10 protein-coding genes are annotated in these 19,270 nt (G+C 65.6%); 6 read left to right on the forward strand and 4 right to left on the reverse strand.

Annotation, left to right across the window (positions count from 1 at the left end):
• Nucleotides 1-308: 308 nt before the first annotated feature.
• Both BJF92_RS16850 and BJF92_RS16855 read right to left on the reverse strand, forming a co-directional pair.
• Nucleotides 309-8,801, reverse strand: a complete 8,493-nt coding sequence (locus BJF92_RS16850; RefSeq protein WP_075635915.1) for a glycoside hydrolase family 94 protein — start codon at nucleotides 8,799-8,801, stop codon at nucleotides 309-311.
• Between the two features lie 724 nt (nucleotides 8,802-9,525).
• Nucleotides 9,526-10,437: a LysR family transcriptional regulator gene (locus BJF92_RS16855; RefSeq protein ID WP_075635916.1), complete on the reverse strand. Its 912-nt coding sequence runs from the start codon at nucleotides 10,435-10,437 to the stop codon at nucleotides 9,526-9,528.
• A 237-nt stretch (nucleotides 10,438-10,674) separates the two neighbouring features.
• On the opposite strand from BJF92_RS16855, the gene hglS reads away from it, so the two are divergent.
• The 6 genes from hglS to BJF92_RS16885 all read left to right on the forward strand — a co-directional run bounded on the left by hglS (nucleotide 10,675) and on the right by BJF92_RS16885 (nucleotide 17,092).
• The gene (gene hglS, locus BJF92_RS16860) at nucleotides 10,675-12,087 is read left to right on the forward strand and encodes a 2-oxoadipate dioxygenase/decarboxylase HglS (protein ID WP_075636016.1); all 1,413 of its coding nucleotides are present in this window, start codon (nucleotides 10,675-10,677) and stop codon (nucleotides 12,085-12,087) included.
• A 274-nt stretch (nucleotides 12,088-12,361) separates the two neighbouring features.
• Complete coding sequence (gene amaB / locus BJF92_RS16865) at nucleotides 12,362-13,909, forward strand: L-piperidine-6-carboxylate dehydrogenase (protein ID WP_075635917.1); 1,548 nt, start codon at nucleotides 12,362-12,364, stop codon at nucleotides 13,907-13,909.
• A 79-nt stretch (nucleotides 13,910-13,988) separates the two neighbouring features.
• Nucleotides 13,989-14,273: a ribbon-helix-helix domain-containing protein gene (locus BJF92_RS16870; RefSeq protein ID WP_075635918.1), complete on the forward strand. Its 285-nt coding sequence runs from the start codon at nucleotides 13,989-13,991 to the stop codon at nucleotides 14,271-14,273.
• Nucleotides 14,270-14,569, forward strand: coding sequence for a type II toxin-antitoxin system RelE/ParE family toxin (locus BJF92_RS16875; protein WP_075635919.1), 300 nt, complete (start codon nucleotides 14,270-14,272; stop codon nucleotides 14,567-14,569). The genes BJF92_RS16870 and BJF92_RS16875 overlap by 4 nt, the downstream gene beginning before the upstream one ends.
• Before the next feature lie 92 nt (nucleotides 14,570-14,661).
• Nucleotides 14,662-16,071: a cytochrome P450 gene (locus tag BJF92_RS16880; RefSeq protein WP_075635920.1), complete on the forward strand. Its 1,410-nt coding sequence runs from the start codon at nucleotides 14,662-14,664 to the stop codon at nucleotides 16,069-16,071.
• Between the two features lie 7 nt (nucleotides 16,072-16,078).
• Nucleotides 16,079-17,092 carry a lysophospholipid acyltransferase family protein gene (locus tag BJF92_RS16885; protein ID WP_078058181.1) on the forward strand — a complete coding sequence of 338 codons (1,014 nt, stop codon included), beginning with the start codon at nucleotides 16,079-16,081 and terminating at the stop codon, nucleotides 17,090-17,092.
• Between the two features lie 119 nt (nucleotides 17,093-17,211).
• On the opposite strand, the gene BJF92_RS16890 is transcribed toward BJF92_RS16885, so the two are convergent.
• Nucleotides 17,212-17,904 carry a DUF1045 domain-containing protein gene (locus BJF92_RS16890; protein ID WP_075635921.1) on the reverse strand — a complete coding sequence of 231 codons (693 nt, stop codon included), beginning with the start codon at nucleotides 17,902-17,904 and terminating at the stop codon, nucleotides 17,212-17,214.
• Nucleotides 17,905-18,137: 233 nt separating this feature from the next.
• Nucleotides 18,138-19,178, reverse strand: a complete 1,041-nt coding sequence (fba, locus tag BJF92_RS16895) for a class II fructose-bisphosphate aldolase (RefSeq protein WP_075635922.1) — start codon at nucleotides 19,176-19,178, stop codon at nucleotides 18,138-18,140.
• Nucleotides 19,179-19,270 lie beyond the last annotated feature (92 nt).

A 19,270-nucleotide genomic window follows, 5' to 3' on the forward strand; every position in this document is an offset into this window, starting at 1 on the left:
GCGCCGCCTGGCGCTCGGATGGCGGTGTGATCTGCAGCATGCTGGCGTTCCCTTGACCAGGCGCGAATGGTCCGATCAGGGACGGCCATCCAGCGCTTTGCGACTGCACCTGAAGACGAACATAGGCAGCCACCCGGCTTTGACAGCCTTCATTCTTCCCTTTTTCAAGGAAAAGAACGGCCTTTTCACGCACGTCCTCGTGAAGACATGCGTGAAGATGACGATCCGGGTCTGTTCATGATCAGCGTGCAGTCAGGGCGAACGGAGGCGCCGGCGGTGGGGCCGCCCGCGCCTCCGTTCGATTCGCCCTACAGCAAAAGGCCTTCCTGCGCGTTTTTTATGGCAGCATGGTCGAGCGTAACCTCAAACGCACCCTGCCCGTCGCGACGCACCTCGATGCGGCGCGCGCGGCCTTCGACCATCAGCGTGATGGCAAAGCCCTCCCAGTGATCGGGGATCGCCGGATCGACCACGAGCCTGCCGCCTTGGCGGGTGACGCCAAGGATGCCCTCGACCGCCGCACGGTAGAGCCAGGCGGCGGAGCCCGTATACCAGGTCCAGCCGCCACGCCCCGTCAGCGCGCCGTCGCCATAGATATCGGCGGCCACGACATAGGGCTCGACGCGGTAGAGATCGGCTGAGGGACGGTCCAGCGCGTGGTTGACCGGGTTCAGCATGGAGAAGGCCTTCCAGGCATCCTCGGATCGCTTCAGCCGGGCCAGCGCCAGCACGACCCAGGTGGCCGCATGCGTGTACTGGCCGCCATTCTCGCGCACGCCGGGCGGATAGGCCTTGATATAGCCGGGATCCTGCTCGGTGCCCGAAAGCGGCGGGGTGAAGAGGCGGATGATCTGGTGCTGTTCGTCGGCCAGATTGGCCAGAACCGCATCCATGGCCTCAGCCGCGCGGGCCGGATCGCCTTCGCCCGAGAGCACGCTCCAGGACTGGGCGATCGAGTCGATGCGGCATTCGTCGCTGTCGGCGGTGCCGAGCGGCGTGCCGTCATCATAGGTGCCGCGCCGGTAATAGGCGCCGTCCCAGCCGGCCTGTTCGAGCGAGGCCTTGAGGCTGTCGAGATGGGCGGACCAATGGCTTGCCCGCGCCTCGTCGCCACGCGACCTTGCAATGGCGATGAAGGGACGCAGCGTCGCGGCCAGGAACCAGCCGAGCCAGACGCTGGTGCCGCGACCTTCGATGCCGACGCGGTTCATGCCGTCGTTCCAGTCGCCGCCCAGGATCAGCGGCAGGCCGTTCTCGCCCGTGCGCTTGATGGCGAGGTCGAGCGCGATGGCGCAATGCTCGTAGAGGCTTGCGACCTCTTCCGAGACCTTCGGCTGGAAGAAGCGGTCATGCTGGCCGGGCTCGAGCGGATCACCTTCAATGAAGGGGATTTGCGCGTCGAGAATGTCGGTCGTGCCCGTCGCCGTGCAGAAGCTGTTGACGGCATAGCCGAGCCAGACCACGTCGTCCGAGATCAGCGTGCGCACGCCGGCACCCGTGCCCGGCAGCCACCAGTGCAGCACGTCGCCTTCCTTGAACTGCCGCGCGGCGGCATTGAGGATCTGCGCGCGCGCCAGCTCCGGCCGGTGGCCGATGAAGGCGAGCGTGTCCTGCAGCTGGTCGCGGAAGCCATAGGCGCCGCTGGCCTGGTAGAAGGCGGAGCGTGCCAGGATCCGGCAGCCGAGGCTCTGATAGGGCAGCCAGCGGTTAACCAGATTGTTGAAGGCCGCATCCGGCGTTTCCACCTGCACATGCGCGGTGAAATCCGCCCAGAAGCGCTTGGCCTGATCCAGGAGATCGTCAAAGGCCTCGCCCTTGACGGCTTCGAGATGGCCGAGCGCCTCGGCACGGTCGTCGCCGTCGCCGAGATAGAGGGTCAGCGCCTGGCGGGCGCCGGGTGCCAGCGTCAGGTCGATGGCGATCGCCGCGCAGGGATCGCCATCGATCGCCGTGGCGCCGGAAAGCTTGGCGCCATCGAGCACCGCCTGCGGCGCCTGGATCGCGCCGAAGCCGCCCAGGAATTCGCGACGGCTGGCCGTGTGGCTCGACGGAGTCTCGCTGGAGGCGAGGAAGGCGGTGCGCTGGCCGTAATCGATGCTGTAGGGATTGGCGGCCATGACCGCCCCGGACGCATCGTCATAATGCGGCACGATGAAGGGCGCGGTCTTGGCGCGGTTGTTGCCCAGCACCCATTCGGCATAGGCATAGGCGCGCAGACGGCGGGTCTCGCGGCCGTCATTGACGACGACGAGCTGCACCGCCTTGACCGGGCGGCTGGCATGGACGGTCTGGGTGACCTCGATCGTCAGCTCGTCCTGCCGGCTGGTGAAGACCGAATAGCCGAGGCCATGGCGGGTTTCAAACACCACATCCTGGCGGCGCGACAGGCTGGCATAGGGCGCATGCACCGAACCGCGATCGAGATCGCGCAGGAAGATCGCCTCGCCCGGCCGGTTGCCGACCACGTCGTTGCTCCAGGGGGTCAGCTGATAGTCGCGCGAATTGCGGCTCCAGCTGAAGGCGGCACCGTCGGCGGACACGTGGAAGCCGAAGCGCTCGTTGGAGATGACGTTGATCCACGGATGCGGCGTGGTTTCGCCACCCGTCAGCCGCGTCACATACTCCGCGCCATCGCGGGTAAAGCCGCCATAGCCGTTCCAGTAGTCGAGGTCTTCGCCCGAGACGGAAGCCGGCTTGCGCGAGAGATCGACCGGGGGCAGCGCCGCGAGCGGAAGGGGAGCATCCTCCTTGGCCACCACCGGCTTGGCATAGAGTGCCTCGGCTCGGGTGATCTGGTCGGAGATCTTGCCGTTGCGGGCATGGAAGACCGCGCGGGCCGCCGCCAGCAGCGCCGAATAGGTCGCCGGCTCCATCGTGTCGCGGCGCACCGCGAAGATGTGCTGACGCCCGCCATCGCCGATGGCGCGCATGCGCATCGCCTCGCACATGCCGTCGAGTGCATGCTGCGTGTCCTGCACATAGGACGAGGCGCGCTCGTTGAGGATGACGACGTCGACGATCACGCCGCGCGTGCGCAGGAATTCCTGGCCACGCAGCGCCTCGCGGGCGATGTTGAGGTCGATATCATCATTGATGCGCACCAGCACGATCGGGAAGTCGCCCGAAATTGCCAGCGGCCACAGCGCCGACTGCGGCCCCAGACCGCTTTCGACGAAAGCGGCGTCCGCCCGCAGATGCATATCCGGATAGACGAGATAGCGCGCCAGCATCTGGAAGCTTGCCGCCTCCTGCGAGGTGATGCCGACATGGCGCATCTGCACCTGGGCGCGCGTCCAAGCCTGGATCAGCTCCTGGTCGAAGCTCGCGGCATGGCGATAGCGTTCCACGGCGGCATCGAGCTCGGAGCGGCTCGGTGCGGCGATGGTCCACAGGATCACCTTGACCTTCTTGCCGGCCGGCACGCGCACGGTGCGGCGCAGGGCCATGACGGGATCGAGCGTGAAGCCATCCGTACCGGACAGTTTGACATCGCCATCGAAGGCGCGGGCCTCGGCGAGCGTGCGGCCGGGGCCGATGAAGCGGCGACGGTCGGTCTCGGCCTCGGTCTGGCGCGAGGCGCCGGCGCTGTCGGTGATCAGATGCGCCACCATCATGTCCGGCTCGTTGGCCGCGCGCTTGTTGCGCACCACGCGGATGACGTCGCCCTTCGGATCGATCTCCGTCTTCAAGAACATCTTGGAGAACAGCGGATGGGCGCTGTCGGTGTCATCCGTGGTCAGCACCGGCTCGGCATAGGAGGTCACCTCGATGAAGCGATCCTCGGTGCCGGTGTTGACCAGCGTCAGGCGGCGTCCTTCGGCATCGTGCTCGGTCGCGACGATGCATTCGACCTCGCTCGTCAGATCGCCGACGACCTTGATGAACTCCGCCTTGTCGTCGCCGAACTTGGTCGAGGCCTTCTCGCCCTCGGCGCGGCGCGGCTCGGCGGTGGCCGACCACCACTGGCCGGTCGCCGTGTCGCGCAGGAACAGGAAGGTGCCGGTGCGGTCCTCGACCGGATCAGGCTTCCAGCGCACAACCGTCTGGCCGTTCCAGCGCGAATAGCCCGCGCCCGTCGCCGTCAGCATGACGGAGTAATGGCCGTTCGACAGGAAAACGGTCTCGCGATCCTTGACCAGCGGATTGACGATGCTGCGAACCTCGGGCCGCAACAGGTCGGCCTGGCCCTTGCCGAGCGATTCCGGTTCGCGCTTGGCGTTCATGATCGGGATGTCGCGCGGCGCCTTTTCCTGCAGCAGGAGTTCGGCCGCTTCGATCACCGGATCGGCGTGGAACCACTCGCGCAGGCGGCCATTGAACACCACGTTCGCGACGGCTGCGATCGACATGCCATGATGGTGGGCATAGTAGTTGCGCACCACGGCGCAGGTCTTGCCCTCCGGCACGCGGGTCGGCGTGTAGTCCACTGCGTCATAATAGCCATACGGACCCAGCGCGCCAACGGCGCGCAGGCGCTTGAGGTTGGCGAGCGCCGCCTTCGGATCATACATCGAGGCGAGGATCGAGGCGTAGGGCGCGATGACGGCGTTCTGGCCAAGACCGCGCTTGAGGCCCAGCGTCGGCACACCGAAATTGGTGTACTGATAGGTCAGCTCATGGTCGCGGGCGTTGAAAGCCGCTTCCGAAATGCCCCAGGGCGTGCCGAGACGGCGGCCATGGTTCATCTGCTCGCGAACCACCAGATTGTTGGTCTGGTTGAGAATGCCACCATAGCGCTCCTGCATGACCAGCGGCGGCATCAGATATTCGAACATCGAGCCGGACCAGGAGACCAGCGCGCCGCGCGAGCCGATCGGCACGACAGGACGGCCGAGCTTGTACCAGTGCTCGGTCGGCAGGTCGCCCTTGGCAATGGCGAAGAGCGAGGTCAGGCGCGCTTCGGAGGCGAGCAGATCGTAGCAGGCTTCGTCGAGCTCGCCGGTCGCCACGCGATAGCCGATCGACAAGAGCCGGCGTTCCGGGCGGAACAGGAAGCTGAAGTCCATGGAGAAGGCGAGGTCGCGGGCGCGGTCGCGCAGCACCACCAGCCGTTCGCGCAGGGTCTCGATCGCCGAAAGGTCGAAGACGCCGTCAGCAATATGGGCCTCGCAGGTCTTCACCAGGAGATTGGCCCAGCGATTGATCTCGCCGCTCTTCTCGCTCTTGATCTCATGATTGAGATTGAGCGCCAGCTTCTCGATGTCGCGGGCGAGAACGGCCAGGTTGATCACGCGGATCGAGGCGAATTCCCGCTCGCGCTTGACGGCGTCGAGCGCGTTCTGGAAGCCGGAGATCCGTTCCTCCAGATGGCGGCGCAGCGGGCGCACGGTGCGCCGGTCATCCGGCAGATCGGCCAGGGTTTCCAGAAGGATGCCGGCAACGTCGCCGATGCCGTCGAGATTGCCCTGCACATGAGCGGACGGGGCTTCCGCCCAGTCGCGGCACATGGAGGAGACGGCGATCAGGTGGCCGGCGAGGTTGCCGCTGTCGACCGCCGAGATATAGCGCGGCTCCATTGGCGCCAGCGGATTGGTGGTGTACCAGTTGAACAGGTGACCGCGGAATTTCGGCATGGCGTCGAGCGTGCCGATGGTCTCTTCCAGACGGCGCACCGTCTCCTCAAAACCGATCCAGCCGAAATCGCGCGCCGACATGACCGAGAGCAGATAGACGCCGATATTGGTGGGCGAGGTGCGCTCTGCGAGAATCGGATGCGGAATTTCCTGGAAATTGTCCGGCGGCAGGAAGGACTGCTTTTCGGTGACGAACTCGTCGTAATAGCGCCAGGTGCGCCGGGCGATCAGGCGCAGCTCGGCCTTGCTCTCTTCCGAGACGACAAGCTGGTCCTCGGTCTCGGCCGACTGGCTGACGAGCCAGGCAATCGCGGGCGACAGCGCCCAGATCGCCACGAAGGGCAGGCCGATATAGGGCAGGCCGGTATCCGACACGGCGGCGATCAGCACGGAGACGGCGGCGATGACGGGCGCGGTCCACATGCTGCGGTAATAGTCGGCGACCGAGCCGCTGGACGAACTCTGCACCTGGGCGGCCGTGCGCCATTCTAGCATCAGCTTGCGGCTGACGAAGGTGCGGTAGATCGCGCGCACGATCGCATCCGCCATCATCGCCGCGCCATGGGCGATGAAGACGATGCGCAGCGCGACCTGGGCATTGGCCGCGCGCACTTCCGAGAGCACAGCATGGAGATGGGCGCGGGCGACGATGTCGTTGCGCCGTGGCAGGATGCTGTTGAAGAGCGAAAGCGTCGGCGCCACGAAGAGCGAGAAGATCAGCACGATCTGCCAGATCAGCGCGTCCGTCGGCTCCATATAGTACCAGCCCATGACCGAGGCGATGACCCAGGCGATCGGGATCAGCGAGCGGCGCAGGTTGTCATACATCTTCCAGCGGCCGAGCATGGACAGGCCGTTGGAGGGATCGACGATATAGGGCAGCAGCTGCCAGTCGCCGCGCGTCCAGCGATGCTGGCGCGACATTTCGACTTCGTAGCGGATCGGGAAATCCTCAACCAGCTCGACATCGCTCACCAGGGCGCAACGCGCCAGCGAGCCTTCGAGAAGGTCGTGGCTGAGCACCGCGTTCTCGTCGATCTTGCCGCGGATCGCCGATTCGAAGGCGTCGACATGGTAGAGGCCCTTGCCCGTGAAGGTGCCTTCGCCGGCAATGTCCTGATAAACGTCGGAGACGGTGAAGACGTAGGGGTCGATGCCGCGATTGGCCGAGAAGATGCGCTGGAAGGCCGAGGCCTCGCTGCCCGTCGTCAGCGAAGGGGTGACGCGCGGCTGCAGGATCGAATAGCCCGAGGTGATCGCGCCGGTCTTCGGATCGATAACTGGGCGGTTGATCGGATGGTAGAGCTTGCCGACGAGCTTGGTCACCGCATCGCGCATCAGGCGCGTATCGGCATCCAGCGTCATCACATACTGGACGTTTTCAGGAACGATGTCGGCACCGGCGAGGAAGGTGGTGTCGCGGTCGCCGCGCAGGAGCAGGTTCAGCTCGTGCAGCTTGCCGCGCTTGCGCTCCCAGCCCATCCAGCAGCCTTCGCCCTCATTATAGAGCCGGCGGCGATGCAACAGGAAGAAGCGCTGGCGCCCGTCATGGGCATAGCGCGCGGAAAGCGCGGCGATTTCCTGCTTGGCATGGTCGAGAATGTCGAGGTCATGCGCCGTCTGCTCGACCTGGCTGTCGGCCCAGTCGCTCAAAAGCGCGAAAGAGATCTCGCCCTTGGGATTGGCGAGATAGTGGACCTCGAGATTGCGCACCAGCTCGTCGACATGGTCGCGCTTGGAGATCAGGCAGGGCACGACGACGAGCGTGCGCGCCTCCGGCGGAATGCCCTCCAGGAATTCATAGCCCGAGAGCCGGGTCGGCGTGACGAACAGCGTCACCACGGTGTTGAACAGGCCCATCGCGCCTTCCGAGGCCGGAAGCGCGAAGAGCAGCAGCATGATCAGCTTGGCGCCATCGGGAATGTCCATCGGGCTGACAAAGCCATAGACAAGCACCATGGCGAGAACCGTCAAGATCAGGTTCGGCCCGGCAATCGCCAGCCAGTTCAGGCTGCGGGCGAAGCGGATGCACTTCTGCAGCGGCGAGGGGTCGTAGCCGATCGCCTCTTCGAGCACATTCTTGCGGCTGCCGACGAGCAGTTCGCCGACATTCGGCTCGTGCTTGAGCGTGCCGGCCTCGTAAGCCAGCTTTTCCTCGCGCACGATCCTCAGCGCCGTCTGCGTCACCTCCAGCTCTGAGGCGGAGGCGCGCTTGGCCAGCTTCTCGATCGTGGTGCGGTACTTGTTGCGCGAGCCGAAATCGAGCGCGGTGTAATCGGCGCCGTCGCGCAGCGCCTCGTCCACCTTGCTGACGCTTTCGAACCAGACGGCCCAGTCGGTGTCGTCGATCTTGCGCAGCGAGCGGATGATGTTGCTCATCGTCGCATTGCCGGAGGCGAGCCGGTTCTGCTCGGCGGCGATCGCATCCTCGATATGGCTGTTGCGCTTGTCGAGCAGGTCCTCCAGCCAGGTCATGACCACGCCTTCGCTGGCCGACCCGTCCCTCAGACGGTAGAGCAGCTGCGCGACGAAGGTATTGTCGGCGGCGAGCGCCTCGAAATCGGCAAGCAGCACCTTGACCTTTTCCGGGTCGCCGGCGCGCTCGATCTGGTCGGCCACGTCATTGGCCTTGTTGCGCATGGCGCGCGAGCGCTCGACGCGGATGGCGATGCGGCGCAGGTTCTCGATCAGGATGAAGCGGACGATCGAGGGCAGCGCCCAGAGCTCGCCGATCTTCAGCGCGCTGTGCTTCTGGAAGCCCTCCACCATGGCCGTTAGCGTGTCCTGCGTCACGGTGGAATGGGTGTGGGCGACATAGAGCCAGCCCAGCGCCATGATGCGCGGGATGGTCGTGCCGGCCACCGGCACCGTCGGCAGCTCGCGATAGAAGCGGCGGGGGAAGTCGCGCCGCACCTCCTGGATCGCCTCCTCAACGATATAGTGGTTGTCGAGCAGCCATTCCGCCGCCGGCGTGATCGACGCGCCGGCTTCGACATCGGCCGCGGTGATCTTGTAGACGCGGAAGATCTCGTTCTCGTTCTCGCGGTGGCGGGCGCGGAACTCGAAGGGGAAGAAGCCGGCCAGCGGCGGCGCCCCGTTGCGCGCCAGCGTTTCGCCCAGCGTCCTTAATTCCTCGGTCGACAGATAGGTCGAGCGGATGGAATCGTTGTAATCGACCGGGAGAGGTTGCGCGTCTCGCGCGGCAGTCTGCGGGGTATTAAGGGCCATGGGTGCGGGTTCTAGCGTCCGAACGAGAGGTTGGCGGGTCCGGCAAGGGCCGGGTCTAGCGGTCTGACCGAAACAGATGGGGCCCATCTGTTTCGAAAAGTCAGCCCACAAGCTATGGGTCTGGTAGGGCGATTTACCCTGACAGATGAGGACCATCTGTCAGGGTAAATCACACCACGGGGTCATGCCCTGCCTGCGCCGGCCTCCGGCTGCGGCCACGAAGGGCCGCAGGACAGAGGGTCCGACGCGACGAAAGGCCTGGGCCAGGCAACCAGCGCGGGATGCGCCGGCGCCCCGCCCACCCGCTCGGCCCGTCTTCGGCCTTGCGGGCTTCGGCATCCCGTCTGCACTGTCGGCGCGAATGGCTGACTAGCGGCGCAGATAGGGGCGAGGAATTCGTATTCAAGCGAAGATCGATGTTGTTCTACTGCATAATCCCGGAAACCGGAAGGTGCGTCTCCATAAAATTACATAGTGAATTCAACATTCTAAAGCGCTCTTCCAGGGGGTTTGGAGCCAATTTTCATCTCCTCTCGAGCGCAGGCGGATCATCATGGCCCCTCCCCTAGCGTCCTGCCCCTAGCTTCACGGTTGCGTGAGCTGGATGCCACCCGCTCGCGGCGCCTTTATGGCAAGCTGCGGAATTCACAGGCGCATTTCAATCGGGACATTTCGGGGGGGGGGGACGCGGCGGCGGGCTCGATGATACGGCCGATCCTCATGGCTACGCCGCGCCGCTGGCCGGACTGATCTGTGTGGCGATCCAGGCGCAGAAGGCCTGGGCCGGTCCGTTGCCGGTCTTCCCCTCGGGCACGACGAGATAATAGTCGTTTTCCGTGCGCATCGGCCGCTCGAAGACCACCTCCAGCGCGCCGCTCGCCAGTTCCTGCTCGATCAGGTAGCGCGGAACCAGGGCAAAGCCGAGACCGGCCACGGCCGCCTCGATCACCATGGAGAACTGGTCGAAGCGGTTGCCGCGATAGGCGCCGCCGGTCTCCGCGCCGTTCCCCTCGAGCCATTCGGCCCAGAGCTTCGGCCGGGTGGCGAGCTGGAGCAGCGGCCCGCGCGCAAGATCGGCGGGAGCCTGCGGCCGCCCGAGAGAAAAGCGCGAGGGCGCAGCCACCGGCAGGATGATCTCGCTGCACAGATAGATGCAATGGGCATGGGCCCAGACCGGCTGGCCATAATGAATGGCGAGATCGAAGCTCTCCTCGGCGAAATCGAAAGGCTGGGAGCGCGAGGCGACGCTGAGCGTGACGCCGGGATGGCGGGCGAGAAAATCCGGCAGGCGCGGCGTCAGCCAGCGGCTGCCGAAGGTCGGCAGCGTGGCGAGCGCCAGCGCCCCTTCGGCCTGGGCCGAGCCCATGGCCTTGAGCATCAGCGCTTCCGACTGGTTGAGAAGCCGGCGGACCTCCGGCAAAAGCTTGGCCCCGCCCTCCGACAGCACCACGCGCTGGCGCACCCGCTGGAACAGCAGCGTGCCGATCTGGTTTTCCAGATCCTTGATCTGGCGGCTGACCGCGCTCTGCGTCAGGCTGAGCTCGGCCGCGGCCTGGGTGAAGCTGCCATGGCGCGCCGCGCATTCGAAGGCCTGCAGCGTGGCGATGTCGGGAACCAGGCGCCGGCTCAACTTCATTCCATCCTCGCATGACGATAGTCGGATCCATTGCAAGCGGTGCGGTCTTTCCGAGGATATGATACGTTTTCAGAATGACCGGCTCGCCAAGCCCTCTTTAGCGCCAATTACGCCGGACCGAAATCGGTCATCGGCGAGAAAGACCGGGACAGGCCCGGCGAACGGGACATGGCGGCCGTCACAAGATCGGCAATGCCCGCCGATCAACACCACAAGACGCCCGAGGGAGGGAACATCATGACACATGCCGTTTCGACCACGAAGGATCTCGTCAGCAGCGACTTTATCCGCAGCGCCTTCTCGCGCGCCATGTCCGCCATGTACAAGACGGAAGTGCCGGCCTATGGCACGCTGATGACGCTGGTGGCTGATGTGAACGCGGAGACGCTTGCCGCCCGGCCGGAGCTTGCCGCCCAGCTTTCCGAGACCGACACGCTGGAGCGCATTTCCGAGGAGCGCCACGGCGCCATCCGCCTGGGCACGCCGCAGGAGCTGGCCACCATGCGCCGGCTGTTTGCCGTGATGGGCATGATGCCGGTGGGCTATTACGACCTGTCGACCGCAGGCGTGCCGGTGCATTCCACCGCTTTCCGCCCGGTGGGCGATGCCGCGCTGAAGCGCAATCCCTTCCGCGTTTTCACCTCGCTCCTGCGCCTCGACCTGATCGCCGATCCGGCCCTGCGCGCCGAGGCCGAGGCGGTGCTGTCCAAGCGCCAGATCTTCACGCCCGGCGTGCTCTCGCTGATCGAGACCGCCGAGCGCGAAGGCGGCCTGACCGAGGCCGAAGCGGACCGCTTCGTCACCGAAGCGCTGGAAACCTTCCGCTGGCATGACCGCGCCATCGTCAGCCCCGCGCTGTACAAGCGCCTGCACGGCGCCCATCGCCTGATCGCCGACGTCGTCTCCTTCAAGGGGCCACACATCAACCACCTGACGCCGCGCACGCTCGACATCGACCGCGTGCAGGCCTTGATGCCCGAGCGCGGCATCGCGCCCAAGGCCGTGGTGGAAGGTCCGCCGACCCGCGCCTGTCCGATCCTGCTGCGCCAGACCTCGTTCAAGGCGCTGGAGGAGCCGGTCTCCTTCGAGGCGGAGGACGGACGCTGGGTGCCCGGTTCGCACACCGCCCGCTTCGGCGAGATCGAGCAGCGAGGCCTGGCGCTGACGCCCAAGGGCCGGGCGCTCTACGACCAGCTGCTCGATCGCTCCCGCGCCATCGTCCGCCCGGCCGCGGACGGCTCCAATGCCGGCGAATACGAAGCGGCGCTCAAGCAGGCCTTCACCGATTTCCCCGATGATTGGGAAGCAATCCGCAAGGCCGGGCTCGGCTACTTCGCCTATCGCCTGACGCCGAAAGGCCGCGCCGGTGTTCCTGTGACGGGCGAACTCGAAAGCCTCATTGCCAGCGGCCACATCGTTGCCGATCCGATCGTCTACGAAGACTTCCTGCCGGTGAGCGCCGCCGGGATCTTCCAGTCCAATCTCGGCGACGATGCCGCCCAGGACTTCGTCGCGAGCCCAAACCAGGTGATGTTCGAGCGCGATCTCGGCGCATCCGTGCTCAACGAGTTCGACCATTATGCCGCGATCGAACAGGCTTCGATCGATGCCTGCCTCGCCGCGCTTGCCGGTGCCCGCGCGGCGGAATGAGCGGCGCAGTGACAAGACGATAAAGGCGGGCGGTCGCCCCCTCATCTGCCTGCCGCTCGATACGCAGTGGGAAAGGCGCTTGAGGCACTGTTCTCCTCTCCCCACCGGGAAGAGGGCAGGGTGAGGGGGCTTAACCGCGTTGCCTTGTCCTTTGAAAAAGCCGCAGCATGCGCCCCATGAACCCTCCGCCGACAGACGCGATCTGGCCCGGCGGCATCCATCCTCTTCAGGCCGGCACCGCCTTCGAGCCGGCCACCTCTTCAAGGAGATCCCGATGAACATCGCGACCAATCCGCTCGACCTTAAAAGCGAAACCGTCGCCCTTCTTGCCGCCCTCGGCGTCGATGCCGCGGCCTTTACCCGCGGCGACATGGCCTCGCGCACGCCTGTCACCGGCGAAGTGATCGCCCAGCTGCCGACCGACAGCGCCGAGGAGGCCAAGGCCAAGATCGATGCGGCCGACGCCGCCTTCCGCGCCTGGCGCCAGGTGCCGGCCCCGCGTCGTGGCGAGCTGGTGCGCCTGCTCGGCGAAGAGCTGCGCGCCCATAAGGCCGATCTCGGCCGGCTGGTCTCAATCGAAGCCGGCAAGATCCCGTCGGAAGGCCTGGGCGAAGTGCAGGAGATGATCGACATCTGCGATTTCGCCGTCGGTCTCTCCCGCCAGCTTTACGGCCTGACGATCGCCACCGAGCGCCCCGGCCACCGGATGATGGAAAGCTGGCACCCGCTCGGTGTCGTCGGCATCATCTCCGCCTTCAACTTCCCCGTCGCCGTCTGGTCGTGGAATGCGGCGCTGGCCTTGGTCTGCGGCGACAGCGTCGTCTGGAAGCCGTCGGAAAAGACCCCGCTGACCGCGCTCGCCTGCCAGGCGATCCTCGCGCGCGCCATCGCCCGCTTCGGCAAGGATGCGCCGGAAGGCCTGTCCCAGGTGCTGATCGGCGGGCGCGAGATCGGCGAGGTGCTGGTCGATCATCCCAAGGTGCCGCTTGTCTCGGCCACCGGCTCCACCCGCATGGGCCGCGAGGTCGGTCCTCGTCTCGCCAAGCGCTTCGCCCGTGCCGTTCTCGAACTCGGCGGCAACAATGGCGGCATCGTCTGCCCCTCGGCCGATCTCGACATGGCGCTGCGCGCCATCGCCTTCGGCGCCATGGGCACGGCCGGCCAGCGCTGCACCACGCTGCGCCGCCTCTTCGTGCATGAAAGCGTCTACGACCAGCTCGTGCCGCGGCTGAAGAAGGCCTATGAGAGCGTGTCGGTCGGCAATCCGCTGACCTCGTCGGCCCTCGTCGGCCCGCTGATCGACAAACAGGCTTACGACGCCATGCAGAAGGCGCTTGAAGAGGCAAAATCCGGCACCAGCGGCGGCAGCGGCAGCGTTGTCGGCGGCACCCGCGTCGATACCGGCGCACCGGATGCCTATTATGTCCGCCCCGCGCTGGTCGAAATGCCCGCCCAGACCGGCCCTGTGCTGGAAGAGACCTTCGCGCCGATCCTCTATGTGATGAAATACAGCGATTTCGACGCAGCGCTCGCCGATCACAATGCGGTGGCTGCCGGCCTCTCCTCCTCGATCTTCACGCTGAACATGCAGGAGGCCGAGCGCTTCCTGGCGGCGGACGGCTCGGATTGCGGCATTGCCAACGTCAATATCGGCACTTCGGGCGCCGAGATCGGCGGGGCCTTCGGCGGCGAGAAGGAAACCGGCGGCGGCCGCGAATCCGGCTCGGATTCCTGGAAGGCCTATATGCGCCGCGCCACCAACACCATCAACTATTCGAAGGCCCTGCCTCTGGCACAGGGCGTGTCCTTCGATATCGAATGATCCGCAACAGGCCGCCCGCGTACTTCGCGCGGGCGGCCATTCATGCTATGACACAGCCTTCGAACCTGGGATGCCTGTCATGGCCGAAATCGCGCCGAAGCTGATCGCCCTTCCCCCTGACCTCGCCGAGCGGGTCGAGGCGAAATTGCGCTCGGGGCGCTATGACACGGAAGAGTCCGTGCTCCGGGAAAGCCTGTCGGCGCTTGATGAACGCGACGATGCAATGGAAGCCTGGCTTCGCGACGAGGTCGCGCCGGCTTACGATGCTGCCATGGCCGATCCTGGCCGCGCTGTCGGCCTTGATGCGGTTCGCGACCGTCTTCACGCTCACATCGGAACCATCCTCTCCAAAAGCCGGCAATGAACCGGCCTGTCCTCTTCAGCCCCGAAGCCATTACCGATCTTTCGGACTTTCTTGACTATCTCGTTCCCCTTGCAGGCGAAGCGATCGCGCGCCGTACGGTGGACAGGTTGATCAATCATTGCCGGGAGTCTTCCCTGTTTCCCGAGCGCGGGCAGGCCTATGACGACATTCGCCCGGGTCTGCGGATCGTCGGGTATCGGCGGCGTGCTTCGATTGCCTTCGTGGTCATGACAGATCGAATCATGATCCTGCGGATCTTCATCGGCGGCCGGCAAATCCGCCTGGATGGTCTTTGAGAGGTCCCCGCCATTGGCCTTGCCGGCATTTGCTGTTATCCGGACAGGATGACGAAGCCCGGGGACGGGCGACACCCGTGCGAGGAGAGGCCATGCTGGCCGGGCTGAAGCCATCGACCGACATCGTGGAGCGGCGCGACGCCCAGCGCTTCGAGCCGGCACATTCCGACTATTATCGCGGCCGCCCGGGCCGGCCGCTGAAGCTTATGCTGCAGGCGCGCCATGATTTCCTGTCGATCTGGCGCGAGAGCGATTACCGCGACAAGGTCTCCTCCATGACGCTGTTCGGCCGCCAGCTGGTGGTCGTCAATTCGCCCGAGGCGATCCGCACTGTCGTGGCCAAGCGCCATGAGAACTTCGAGCGCAAGACGCCGCAGATGCGCCGCGCGCTGGAATTCCTGCTCGGAGATGGCCTGTTCATTTCCGATGGCGAGACCTGGAAGCAGCGCCGTCCCCTCGTCAACGACATCGTTCACAAGAACCGCCTGCCCTTCTTCGGCAGGATCATGGAGCAGACGACGGGCGAACTGGTGCGCCGCTGGGAGAGCTTAGCCGATGGCGCCTCGGTCAACGTGCTCTTCGAGATGGCGGGGCTGACGGCGGAGATCATCGCCCGCAGCGTCTTCGGCCGCGATCTGGGCGAGGATGCGGCCAATGCGGTGAGCGAGGGGTTCGAAAGCTACCAGTCGCTGATCGACAGCATCAATATCGGCTATTTCCTCGGCTTCGACGAGGGCCTGCCGGTGCTGCGCACGCCGAAGCTGCGCCGCTCGGTCAAGCGCATCCACACGATCATCGACAAGGTGGTGGAGGATCATCTGGCCGGGCGCGGCGATCATGATTCGATGATCGAGCTCCTGGTGCGACGCCAGCAGCGCTCGCCCGAACTCAAGCTCGACGTGGTGGCGCTGCGCAACGAGGCGGCAACCATCTTCATGGCCGGCCATGAGACAACGGCGGCAACGCTCACCTGGGCCTGGTATCTGCTTTCCCGCGCGCCCTGGGTGGAGGCGCGGCTGCATGAAGAAATTGAGCGGGTCTGCGGCGACCGCCCACCCCGCTTCGAGGATCTCGACGATCTCGTCTGGTGCAAGGCGGTGATCGAAGAGACGCTGCGGCTCTATCCGCCCGTGCCGATCCTCGCGCGGCAGGCCAAGGAGGCCGACCGGATCGGCGAGATTGACGTCAAGCCGGCTTCGCTGATCCTGATCGTGCCCTGGCTGCTCCACCGCACGGAAGCCTTCTTTCCCGAGGCGCATCTGTTCAAGCCCGAGCGGTTCCTGCCCGGCCAGAAGCCGATCCCCTATTCCTATATTCCCTTCGCCAGTGGACCGCGCGTCTGCCCCGGCCTGCAGTTCGGCCTGAACGAGGCGGTGCTGTGCCTGGCCATCCTCACCCAGCGTTTTCGCCTGCGCGTGCCCGAGGAGCATAAGGTGGAGCCGCAATGCCGGCTGACACTGCGCCCACGCGGCGGCATTCCTGTTACGCTGCACCGGCGCTGAGGCGGATATGGCCACAGAGCCGAAGAGAGAACGACAGCCGAAGAGAGAGATCCGCAAGCGCGCCTGGATCTGGCGCCCGCCGGATGCCGTTCCCCTAGCCGATCTCTGGTCCGGCGAGGCCGGCAAAAGGCGCGCGGCGCGGCGCGTCTGGATCGCCGACAGCCTGCAGGACGGCTTCGACATTCTCCTGTTCTACGCCATGCGCGCTTTGCCCGTCGCTGGCTGCTCCGGCCTTGGCGCGCGTCTCGGCCGCTTCTCCCTGCCGCGCTTTCACAAGACGGCGGTGGCGCGGCTGACTGCCAATCTCGAAAGGCTGCTGCCGGAGGCAAAGGCGGAAATGCGCGCCGCGCTGATGCGGCGCAACTGGGAGAACCAGGGTCGGCTGATGACGGAATTTTCCGTGGTCCACCGCATCGCCCGCGACCCCGAGCGCCTGCGCATCGAGGGCGGCGAACATGCGCAGGCCGCGGCAGGCCTGGGGCCCGTGATCTTCATGGGCCTGCATCTGGGCAATTGGGAGCTGATCTGGCCGGCCCTCGTCGGCTTCGACCTTCACCCCGCCCTGAATTATGCGCCACCACGTTCCCGCGCGCGCCACTGGATCGCCCGCCGCACTCGGCGCCAGGCGGGCATCGACCTGCTGCCGCCGGGCATGAGCGCCGTGCGCCCGGCGCTGAAGCGGCTGCAGGCGGGCGGCCAGGTGATCATCTTCTGCGACGAGGGCTTGCATGGAAAGATCCGCGGCCCCTTCCTCGGCCGACCGGCCCATCTCGACGGCAATCTCGCTCTGGTCGCGCGGCTGGCACGGCTGACGGGTGCCGCGATCTGTCCGGTCTGGACCGTGCGCGACGAAAAGGACCCTACCCGCTTCGCCCTAACGATCCGGCCAGCGCTCACGCTCGATCCGGGCGCGGCCGACATGGACCAGCTGACCGCCGATGTCATCCGGCTGAATGCCGAGATCGAGCCGGTGATCCGGGCGCATCTCGATCAATGGTATTTTCTCGACAGCGCCTTGTGACCTTAGAGCATCAGACTGAAAATCATACGCAGTCCGATTCTCTAAACTTTTGTTTTTGCATCGGATTTTCCGAAAGCCGGTTCCCACTTTTCGGTCCGATGCTCTAGACCGACGGCCGATCAGCCGAGGCCGGCAAGCGGCAGCAGCGCACGCGCGGTAAAGGGCGCACCGGGCGCGGGCTCCACAAACAGGCCGACTGTCTTGACCGTAAGCGGCCTGCCTATGAATCCGGCAAAGCATTCCTCGGCGGCGGCCTGCAGCGCCGGCTGTTCCGCTTCCGGCACGCGGCCCGACAGCGTCATGTGAAAGCGGAAATCCTCGAAGACATAAGGATAGCCCCAGTCCATCAGGGCAAGGCGCTGGCGTTCGCTCAGCGTTTCCGGCTTGCGTCTGGCGATATCGGCCTCGCTCAAGGCTGCACGAAACGGCTCGAAGTGGCGCACGGCGGCCGCGCCGAGATCCTGCAGCGGCGCGCAGGGTTCAGCGGAGACCAGCGCGAGGAAACTGCCGATCCGCGTCAGCGCCAGTTCGGGAATGTCAAAAGCCGGCTGCGTCCCGGCAAAGCGCTCGAAGGCGTCGAGGAGCGCGGTCTCGCTTGCATCGTCCTTCAGCGCGAAGGGCGCCTTCAGGGTGGCGTGAAAGCCGTAGCGGCGGGGATCGGCCGTCAGATCGAAAAAGCGCTCGCGGTCGAGACCCGGCACCGCAGGCTGCTCCAGGACTGCGCCGGAAAAGGCATCGCGCCCCAGCCAGCGCGCGGCGGCGAGCGTCAGCGGATCATCGGCGGGAGGCGTGAAATAGAGGGCATAGCGCATGGGCGTCTCGCAGCAGGGGCCGGAATGCGCGACCAAGCCAAAACCCGGCCGCGGGGTTGCGGCAAAGCCATGACATGCACAAAGGCCGGCGCGCAAGGGTCTTGGCCGGCCTTATGGCTGCGCGCCACCATCCTGCGAAAAGCGAGGGAGAATCCGGCAAAGAAACGCCGGATCCGGTCCTGACGGCCGCGCCAGGGGCCATGACGGCCCCGGCGCTGGCCTTGGGAAAGGCCTCAGGCGGCGTAGGCCTTGGCCATTTCGGCCAGACGCTTGGCGCGGATCTTGGAGGCATTGCCGGCGGTGCCGAACGCGATGAAGCGCTCCTTGCAGACCTCGGTCATCAGCGCGACGGCCGGCTTCAGATAGTTGCGCGGATCGAAATTGTCCGGCTTTTCCTTGAAGCTCTTGCGGATCGTGCCGGTCATGGCCAGACGCAGGTCGGTGTCGATGTTGACCTTGCGAACGCCGAGCGGGATGGCCTTCTGGATTTCCGAAACCGGAACGCCCCAGGTCTGCTTCATATCGCCGCCATAGGTGGTGAACAGATCCTGCAGGTCCTGCGGAACGGACGAGGAGCCGTGCATGACCAGGTGGGTGTTCGGCAGCTTGGCATTGATCTTGGCGATCGTGTCGATCGACAGGATGTCGCCGTCGGGAGCGCGGGTGAACTTGTAGGCGCCATGGCTGGTGCCGATGGCAACCGCCAGCGCGTCGACGCCGGTCTTGGTGACGAAGTCGAAGGCCTGCTCCGGATCGGTCAGCAGTTCCTCGCGCGTGAGCTTGCCTTCGAAGCCGTGGCCGTCTTCCTTGTCGCCAGCGCCGGTCTCGAGATTGCCGAGACATCCCAGTTCGCCTTCGACGGAAACGCCGGCGGCATGGGCGATCTTCACGACTTCGGCCGTCACATCGACATTGTACTCATAGGTGGAGACGGTCTTGCCGTCGGCGAGCAGCGAGCCGTCCATCATCACCGAGGTGAAGCCGTTGGTGATCGCCGAGATGCAGGTCGAGGGCTGGTCGCCATGGTCGAGATGCAGGCAGACCGGGATATGCGGATATTCTTCCGCCGCACCGAGGATGAGATGGCGCAGGAAACCGTCGCCGGCATAGGCGCGCGCGCCGCGGCTGGCCTGGAGGATGACGGGCGAATCGGTCGCGTCGGCGGCGCGCATCACCGCCTGAACATATTCGAGATTGTTTACATTGAATGCAGGAAGGGCGTAGTTTTCCGTCGCCGCGTGATCGAGCAATTGCCGCAGGGTAATCAAGGCCATAGGATCTGTCCTCCAAAGGAGTTGAAAATCGGTTGGAAATCCGTCGCGTCAGCCGCTCGACGACGCGTAGGCGGCCACTATTAAAGCATGAT

Origin of the sequence: Xaviernesmea rhizosphaerae (assembly GCF_001938945.1) — a bacterium.
GTDB classification, from domain to species: Bacteria; Pseudomonadota; Alphaproteobacteria; order Rhizobiales; family Rhizobiaceae; genus Xaviernesmea; species Xaviernesmea rhizosphaerae.

Coding starts and splice junctions, on each gene's coding strand:
- BJF92_RS16850 (WP_075635915.1), bottom strand. CDS start 8,801: ATGGCCCTTAATACCCCGCAGACTGCCGCGCGAGACGCGCAACCTCTC.
- BJF92_RS16855 (WP_075635916.1), bottom strand. CDS start 10,437: ATGAAGTTGAGCCGGCGCCTGGTTCCCGACATCGCCACGCTGCAGGCC.
- hglS (WP_075636016.1), top strand. CDS start 10,675: ATGACACATGCCGTTTCGACCACGAAGGATCTCGTCAGCAGCGACTTT.
- amaB (WP_075635917.1), top strand. CDS start 12,362: ATGAACATCGCGACCAATCCGCTCGACCTTAAAAGCGAAACCGTCGCC.
- BJF92_RS16870 (WP_075635918.1), top strand. CDS start 13,989: ATGGCCGAAATCGCGCCGAAGCTGATCGCCCTTCCCCCTGACCTCGCC.
- BJF92_RS16875 (WP_075635919.1), top strand. CDS start 14,270: ATGAACCGGCCTGTCCTCTTCAGCCCCGAAGCCATTACCGATCTTTCG.
- BJF92_RS16880 (WP_075635920.1), top strand. CDS start 14,662: ATGCTGGCCGGGCTGAAGCCATCGACCGACATCGTGGAGCGGCGCGAC.
- BJF92_RS16885 (WP_078058181.1), top strand. CDS start 16,079: ATGGCCACAGAGCCGAAGAGAGAACGACAGCCGAAGAGAGAGATCCGC.
- BJF92_RS16890 (WP_075635921.1), bottom strand. CDS start 17,904: ATGCGCTATGCCCTCTATTTCACGCCTCCCGCCGATGATCCGCTGACG.
- fba (WP_075635922.1), bottom strand. CDS start 19,178: ATGGCCTTGATTACCCTGCGGCAATTGCTCGATCACGCGGCGACGGAA.